The sequence below is a fragment of the Limnohabitans sp. genome (assembly GCF_040401495.1).
Classification (GTDB): domain Bacteria; phylum Pseudomonadota; class Gammaproteobacteria; order Burkholderiales; family Burkholderiaceae_C; genus Limnohabitans.
Genome location: NZ_JBBAOI010000037.1, coordinates 1 through 8,029, shown reverse-complemented (window position 1 = coordinate 8,029; position 8,029 = coordinate 1). Strand labels below are relative to the sequence as shown.

8 protein-coding genes are annotated in these 8,029 nt (G+C 52.7%); 1 reads left to right on the top strand and 7 read right to left on the bottom strand.

Annotation, left to right across the window (positions count from 1 at the left end; all coding sequences use genetic code 11):
* Positions 1-107: 107 nt before the first annotated feature.
* The 7 genes from AC9UEO_RS13245 to AC9UEO_RS13215 are packed head-to-tail and all read right to left on the bottom strand — an operon-like array spanning position 108 to position 6,898.
* The gene (locus AC9UEO_RS13245; RefSeq protein ID WP_509534417.1) at positions 108-695 is read right to left on the bottom strand and encodes a HutD/Ves family protein; all 588 of its coding nucleotides are present in this window, start codon (positions 693-695) and stop codon (positions 108-110) included.
* Between the two features lie 51 nt (positions 696-746).
* On the bottom strand, positions 747-2,444 hold the full coding sequence (gene hutU, locus AC9UEO_RS13240) for a urocanate hydratase (RefSeq protein WP_509534414.1): 1,698 nt from the start codon (positions 2,442-2,444) through the stop codon (positions 747-749).
* Between the two features lie 31 nt (positions 2,445-2,475).
* Positions 2,476-3,180, bottom strand: a complete 705-nt coding sequence (locus AC9UEO_RS13235; protein WP_509534412.1) for an ABC transporter ATP-binding protein — start codon at positions 3,178-3,180, stop codon at positions 2,476-2,478.
* On the bottom strand, positions 3,173-3,991 hold the full coding sequence (locus AC9UEO_RS13230; RefSeq protein ID WP_509534408.1) for an ABC transporter ATP-binding protein: 819 nt from the start codon (positions 3,989-3,991) through the stop codon (positions 3,173-3,175). The genes AC9UEO_RS13235 and AC9UEO_RS13230 overlap by 8 nt, the downstream gene beginning before the upstream one ends.
* Positions 3,988-4,848 (bottom strand): branched-chain amino acid ABC transporter permease, encoded by an 861-nt coding sequence (locus AC9UEO_RS13225; protein ID WP_509534405.1) that lies wholly within the window; start codon positions 4,846-4,848, stop codon positions 3,988-3,990. Before AC9UEO_RS13225 ends, AC9UEO_RS13230 begins: the two co-directional genes overlap by 4 nt.
* A gap of 16 nt (positions 4,849-4,864) precedes the next feature.
* Positions 4,865-5,728, bottom strand: a complete 864-nt coding sequence (locus AC9UEO_RS13220; protein ID WP_509534402.1) for a branched-chain amino acid ABC transporter permease — start codon at positions 5,726-5,728, stop codon at positions 4,865-4,867.
* Between the two features lie 15 nt (positions 5,729-5,743).
* Positions 5,744-6,898 (bottom strand): ABC transporter substrate-binding protein, encoded by a 1,155-nt coding sequence (locus AC9UEO_RS13215; RefSeq protein ID WP_509534399.1) that lies wholly within the window; start codon positions 6,896-6,898, stop codon positions 5,744-5,746.
* 190 nt (positions 6,899-7,088) lie between these two features.
* Between AC9UEO_RS13215 and hutC the strand changes: the two genes are divergently transcribed.
* Complete coding sequence (hutC, locus tag AC9UEO_RS13210; RefSeq protein ID WP_509534397.1) at positions 7,089-7,808, top strand: histidine utilization transcriptional repressor HutC; 720 nt, start codon at positions 7,089-7,091, stop codon at positions 7,806-7,808.
* The last annotated feature ends 221 nt before the right edge of the window (positions 7,809-8,029 follow it).

Sequence of the window (8,029 nt, the reverse complement as noted above, 5' to 3'; positions counted from 1 at the left end):
AGCATCGGGCAAGGCGGTGGTGCCAACTCCAAGTGCCTCTGGCGCAAAGTGCAGGTTATGCCAAACACCATCGGCGCTTGGCAAGGCAGGGGTAGGAAGCGCAATACTCATATTTTTTGTACGTGAAGGTTGAGAGCGATTAGCGTTGCATCGGGGCTTTGAGGCAATAGTTTCCAAGCCAGAGACGAGTCGTTCCACCACAAGCCTTGCTGTGGTGCTAGGTGCTCTTCATGGTTGCCATTTAGCTGCCAATGCCCATGCAATGCCAAAAACAAACCATGCGATGAAATAGGCCATTCGCAGGCATTGCGAACGATCTGTAGAGAAACATTGCTGCATGTTGAGCGGCGTGTCATGACGTTGAAATCGTGGCAGTCCTGATCTAACAAACTGGCATTGATGTTGGTTTCACCCTTAAACGCAAATGGTGTCAAAGGCTTATCCAGCAAGTGATCTACATCACCATCGTTGCTTTGCAAATGCACACCGCCTCCGCTTAGCAAAGTGATGATCCTGTCTACCCCTGGAAATGCCGAGAATGGACCATCACTGGCAATGTGCGCGATGCTCACTCGCCAGTCAAAATCACCAATACCAGCGCCCGTGGGTTGGCAGACAATTTCTAGCGTCACGCCACCGCCATTTTTCCAGGGCATGGCTGGTATATCGTTTACATGGAATCTATGCAATGTCATGGATTGGAAAGAACCAGACCGTCTATTTCCATTGGTTAAGTTTGTATGGAACTACTTGACCATAGGAAGCTTCAGGCCTTGCTTTTTAGCTGTGGCGATAGCAAGCTCATAGCCTGCGTCGGCGTGACGCATCACGCCAGAGCCGCAATCGTTGACTAGAACACGAGCCAAGCGCTCTGCCGCAGCATCAGTGCCATCAGCCACGATGACCATGCCCGAATGTTGTGAATAGCCCATACCCACGCCGCCGCCATGATGCAAGCTGACCCAGCTTGCACCGCCTGCGGTATTGAGTAAAGCGTTCAGCAGTGGCCAGTCGCTCACGGCGTCTGTTCCGTCTTTCATGGCTTCAGTCTCGCGGTTGGGGCTTGAGACCGATCCGGTGTCCAGGTGGTCGCGACCGATCACGATCGGGGCTTTCAACTCGCCCGACCGCACCATCTCATTAAAGGCCAAGCCGGCCAGATGCCGCTCACCAAGACCCAGCCAACAAATGCGCGCAGGCAGGCCCTGAAAGCTGATACGTTCACGCGCCATGTCAAGCCAGCGGTGCGTGTGCTTGTTGTTGGGGAAAAGTTCCTTGATCTTGGCATCAGTTTTATAAATGTCTTCAGGGTCACCCGACAAAGCCACCCAGCGAAATGGGCCCTTGCCCTCGCAAAACATGGGTCGTATGTAGGCTGGCACAAAACCGGGGAAATCAAACGCGTTTTTGAGGCCATGGTCAAACGCCACTTGGCGAATGTTGTTGCCGTAATCCACCGTTGGAATACCCATGGCTTGGAAATCCAACATGGCTTGCACCTGAGTGGCGCATCCTTTCGACGCATCGGCCGTTAAGCGGGCATGCTGTGCAGGGTCGTGCTGTGCAGCTTTCCATTGCGCCACCGACCAACCGGGGGGCAAATAACCGTTGATCAAATCGTGCGCCGAGGTCTGGTCTGTCACTAGGTCAGGACGCATGCCACCTGCCTTGGCGCGCCGCAACAACTCGGGCAATATTTCGGCGGCATTGCCGAGCAAGGCAATCGACACCGCTTCTTTGGCGACGGTGTGTTGTGCGATTAAGGCCAAGGCATCGTCCAGGTCTTTGGCCTGCTTGTCCACATAGCGGGTACGCAGACGGAAGTCGATGCTACTTTGTTGGCATTCAATGTTCAGCGAGCATGCACCGGCCAAAGTGGCGGCCAAAGGCTGTGCCCCACCCATGCCGCCCAAACCGGCAGTCAGAATCCAGCGGCCAGTCCAATCGTTGTTGTAATGCTGGCGACCGGCTTCCACAAAAGTCTCGAAAGTACCTTGCACGATGCCTTGGGTGCCGATGTAGATCCACGAGCCTGCAGTCATCTGCCCGTACATGAACAGGCCCTTGCGGTCGAGTTCGTTGAAGTGCTCCCAATTGGCCCACTTGGGCACAAGGTTGGAGTTGGCAATGAGTACGCGTGGTGCGTTGGCATGCGTCTTGAATACGCCTACTGGCTTGCCAGACTGAATGAGCAAGGTTTCATCTTCATTCAGGTCTTTGAGCGAGGCCAAAATTTGGTCATAACAAGCCCAGTCGCGGGCAGCACGACCAATGCCGCCGTACACCACCAAGCTTTGCGGATTCTCTGCCACTTCTGCGTCAAGGTTGTTTTGCAACATGCGGTAGGCCGCTTCTGTGACCCAATTTTTGCAAGACAAGGTGCTGCCACGTGGGGCTCGAACCACACGAGTTGGGTCCATTCTGGAATCGATGTTTGTAGTCATTTTTTAAATAAGAAAAGTGAAAAATAGCGATTTAATGCATGCCAAGATAGGCTTCGGTGAGCTTGGGGTCATTGCGGGCCGCTTCGGCTGTGCCTTGCCAGACAGTGCTGCCAGATTCCAAGACACAGATGTGGTCTGCAATTTTCAAAACGCGCTCGGTGTTTTGCTCCACCAGCAGCACGGTCATGCCATCGCGCCTGAGTTGAATGAGCGCTTGGTAGCAGAGATCAATGATCTTGGGCATCAGTCCCAAAGACAACTCATCGATCATAATCAGACGGGGACGCGTCATCAGAGCGCGGCCAATGGCCAGCATTTGTTGCTCGCCGCCAGACAAGTTGCCCGCCAAGGAGTTCAGGCGTTCACCTAAGCGCGGAAATAACGCAAGGACACGATCTCGATCATGAATAAAAACCTTTGCGGATTGCACCATGCCCCCCACCCGAAGGTTGTCCTGGACGGTCAGGTCTTTGAACAAACGACGGCCTTCGGGAGAAATGGCAATGCCATTGCGCACGCGTTCTGTCGGGCCCAAGTTTGAAATGTCTTGTCCGTCCAAATGGATAGCACCGCCTTGTTGTTTTACATGGCCAGCTATACACATGAGTGTCGAAGACTTGCCAGCACCATTGGCGCCAAGAAGCCCCGTGATGGTTCCAGATTGCAAGGAAAGAGTGAGGCCATGCACGGCCTGAAATGCGCCATAGCCGCAAGAAATTGAATTAAGCTCAAGCACGTTGTGTCTCCAAAGTTGCATGTCCCTGCGCGGCGGACGCGCCCAACGCATCTCCACCCAGATAGGCAGCTCGCACAGCCGGATCGGCCATGACTTCTCGCGGATCGCCATCGCCAATTTTCTTGCCGTTGTCGAGCACGACCAGGCGTTGGCAAATTCTCATGACCTCGCCCAGGTTGTGTTCAATAAGCACAATGGTCAGACCCTGCTGGTTGATTTCGGCAATGGTCGTTGCCAGCGCGCGCGCTTCCTGAGAGTTCAAACCTGCCAAGGGTTCATCCAACAGCAGCAGACGGGGTTTGAGTGCAAGCGCGCGCGCCAACTCCAAACGTTTGAGAACACCGAGAGGCTGAATACCAGGACTTTGCGATGCCATGCTTGCGATACCTACACGCGCCAATTCAGTTTGGGCAATGGCAAGCTCTCGCTCGGTTGATACATTGAGCAAGGCTCGCAGAGGACTGATGGTCTTGTCGCTGGCCGCGGCGAGTGCAACGTTTTCTTGAATGCTGATGTCACGCAATGGCTTTACTAATTGCTGTGACAAGGACATACCGCGTTGGATACGTTTGTGAATAGGTAAGCCGTTGAGTGATTCACCGCCTAGCAACACACTGCCTACTGTTGGTTGAACCACGCCAATAATGGCGCGCATCATGGTGGTCTTGCCTGCTCCGTTAGGGCCAATCAATCCCAACAAATCACCTTGGTGAACATCAAACGACACATCGTCTACGGCAGTCAAGCCACCAAAACGCACGGTAACGCCGGTTACTTGCAACAGAGGCGCACTAGATGTGGAAATATTCACAGTTTCCCCCCATTAGGCAAGGACGATGTTGGGAAAAGGCGTGCCGCCAAACCAGCCATTCCTCCAGGCGAAAATCGCATCATGACAAACAACAATCCGCCATACACCAGCAATTTGTAATCGCCGATGACCTGGAACCAGGCAGGTAGTACGGAGAGCAATGCCGCTGCAATGATCACGCCTGGCACTGAGCCAATCCCACCAAAAACTACCATGGATAAAACGGTGATGGACTCAATAAATCCGAAGCTTTCAGCACCGATAAACGTCAGGTGATAGGTATAAAAAGCTCCAGATATGCCAGCAAGAGCGGTGCCCATGGCAAAAGCCGCGAGTTTGTAGCGCGGCACGTCAATGCCAAGCACCCGCATCGTATCTTCGTCTTCAGCGATACCGTTAAAAACGCGTCCCATCCAGCTGCGTTTGATGTAAACACTGAGCGCAGCAACGACTGCACACATGAGCAATGCAAGGGCCATAAAGCCCACACGCCCTAGTCCGTGGTCTGGAATAGACGAAATGCCCAACTCGCCGCCCAAGAACTCCTGCTGACGAACGATCCCCACAAAAAGAAAGCCTACGCCCATGGTTGTGATGGCCAGAAAATCAGCGCGCACTCGCAATGACGCCAGCCCCACTATCACGCCCAATAGACCCGCAAGGACCATGGACACGGGCAAAGTAGCGAGAAATGGCCATCCTGCTTTTCCCAGCATGGCGGCAGCGTATGCACCGACGCCCTGAAAGGTGGCATGGCCCAAACTAATCTGGCCGCAAAACCCAGTGATCAAATTCAGCGAGAGTGCAAACATCACGGCGATGGCCATGGTCGTGATGAGTGAAATTTCATAATTCATAGTGTGTCCTTCTGGGTCAGCTACGGGCAAACAAGCCCTGAGGACGTACCATCAGTACCGCAATCAAAAAGGCAAACGCAATCGCATTGCGGTCAAGAATGTCACCAAGATAGATGGTTCCGAAAGCCTCAATAACTCCTAGCAACAGCGCAGCAGCAAGCGTGCCTGGCACCGAGCCAAGTCCGCCAAGTACGATGATCGCTAGTGCTTTGTAAGATGGCACGCTACCCATGGTGGGCTCGACCAAATTGTTCAAAAGAGCAACCCAAACACCAGCAAACCCCGCCAAAGCAGAGCCCACGAAAAAGTTGATGTCGCGCACTTTGAGCAAGGAAATCCCAAACGATTGCGCCATCTGCGGGTCAGACACAGTGGCTTGACAGGCGATACCAATTCGGGTGCGCGCCTGAAGCCAAGCAAGCACACCAATGATGGAAGCTGTGCTCACCATCACCAGTACCTCAGCCAGCTTAAATTGAAGCCCCCAACCGAGCACAAGTTGTTGTTGCAAGGCTGGATTGGTGAAGGACATGCCCTGTGCACCAAAGATGATGCGAAAAGCTTCCTCGGACGCAATGAACAACCCAATCGATGCAATCAGCGCCACGTATGGAGGTTGAGAAAGCAGCGGTTGGTAAGCCAGTCGGAACATGGCCACGCCACCGAAGCCTGACACCAAAGCTGCGATTAAAAAGCCTAATGCCAAGCTCCCACTGGCATTACACACCAACACACCGACATAACCACCAAGCGTGAACAGCGCCGCGTGCGCCACATGAAGAATACGCAAAAGACCGTAAACCAAGGTCAGCCCCAACGCCACGAGGGCGTAGATGCTGCCTTGTATCAGGCCCTGCGCGACGAGTTCAATCGCGAGCATAGGTGAGTTCCTTGCTTATTTGGCTTTGGTAGGAGGCGCAAGCAGCACAGCGTCTGAAATAACGGAATGGCGGCGGAAGGTTTTATCTTTGACAATTTGCACTTGGATGTCTTTTTTCACTTCGTGCAGGTCATTGAAGGCAAGTTTGCCAATAGGCGTGTCGTAGTTGCCTGCGGCAATTGCATCGCGCAATGCAGCTCCGCCCTTTCCGCCGGTCTTTCTCAAGCCTTCAATGGCCACTACTGTGGCGGTGTAAGACGAAGCAGCGACCATGTCGGCACCTGCGTTGGTGGCTTTTCTGTAGTCGGCCAGGAATGCCTTGGTGGTAGGTTCGGACGAGTCGCGATCCAGCGATGTGGTGATGAGCGTGCCTTCAGACGCAGGGCCGGCGATTTCGATGAACTTGTCCGAGTCGTAGCCTTCCTGGCCGATGATTGGAACGGTAATGCCGGCTGCGCGCAGCTGGCTGACCAGAGGTCCGGCATTGAAGAAGTAGCCCGAGGCATAGATCACTTCAGGGTTGTCGGATTTCACTTTGCTCACCAGTGCACCGAACTGCCGATCGGGCATGGCGTATTCGTATTCGTTAATGATATTGATGCCCAGCTTAGGAGCCGCATCCTTAAAACCAGCAGCCAGTGCCTGACCAAAATCATTCTTCACAGTAACAATTACCGCGTTCTTCTTGCCCAGATTCTGAACCAGCTTGGCACCCCCGCGACCCTGGACTTCGCCCATAGACGAAACACGGAACATGTAGTCTCCAGCGAGAGTAATTTCGGGGTGGATGGCATAAGCCACGACATACGGTATCTTGGCATTCTGGAAAATCGACGCGGCGGCTCGCGTGGAGCCCGAATACGAACCAGAGACAGCTACAACGACTTGGTCTTTTTCAACCATCTTGGTGGCAGAGGGCACCGCCTCTTTCGCGACGGCTTGGTCGTCATAGACAACCAGTTCAATCTTCTGGCCAGCTACGCCGCCCTTGGCGTTGGCCTGTTCAACGGCCAGCTTGGCACCGTCCAGTGCCGATTTACCGTCGGCCGCAGCAAAACCTGTCAACGGGACGTTGAAGCCCATCTTGAGTTGCGCCCAAGCGGGAGTAGCAATCAACGCCACCGCAGCAGCGACGGTCATTAAGGAAAAGCGAGCAGTGCGAGATTTCATGGTTTAGTCCTTTCGGGTTATGGCGTTGCTTTGAAGTCGACTTTTCAAAACTTGTTAGTTTGCATGGTTTGTATAGACAAATAAATTATTTTAGATAATATTGTCTATACAACTCAGCAAGCCAAAATGTAATTAGAGCTAAGATTCATGTCAATGCTAAAAACAGCAATTACGGGAAAACACCTAAAAAATGCCCAAAACAACTCTGCCGATCAAACGCCAACCCGCCTATCAGGCGATCAAGAACCATGTTTTGTCGAAGATTCGTGATGGTGCTTGGATCGATGGTGACGCCATACCTGCCGAAGAAAGCTTGGCACGTGAATTTGGTGTTTCGCGCATGACGGTTAACCGCGCTATTCGGGAACTGTCAGACGAGCAGATCGTCAAACGCATCCAAGGCTCAGGTACTTACGTGGCGCAACACAAGTACCAATCAACTCTGGTTGAAATCCGAAACATTGCGGACGAGATTGCCGGTCGTGGCCATAAACACCGCAGCGAACTTCACTGCCTCGAGCGTGTGAAAGTCGGTGAAGTACTGGGTCGAAAGTTTGGCTTGAAATCCAGTCAAATGGTGTTTCACTCTGTGGTGGTGCATTTTGAAAATGATCAGCCGATTCAAGTAGAGGATAGGCATGTCAACCCCAGTGTGGCCCCGGACTACATGTCTCAAGATTTCAGTTGCTTGACGCCCAATGCTTACCTCATGCGCGCAGCGCCTTTGCAGGGCGTGCGGTTTGATATAGAAGCCTGCTTACCACCCATACACATCACGGAAATGCTGAATATTCCTGCCACTGAGCCGTGTCTGGTGTTGCACCGACAAACCCAATCGATGGGGCAAGTGGCGTCAGTAGCAATGTTGTGGCACCCAGCTTCACGCTACCGTTTTACTGGGCATTTTTGATCTATGGCATTGAATCAAATCAGTAGAAAAAATTAAGTCATGCAATCAGGTGGGGAGGGCAAGCATGCTGATTAATTGTTGCCTTTGAATCATGTCATCAACCGTGTAATAAAACTTGCAATGACTGAGAAAAATTGGCCTAAATAATGACCTGTGTTTTGGCCAGTGAACCTCTGATTAACAGTCCGGTGCTCTACCAACTGAGCTATCGAGGAATATAT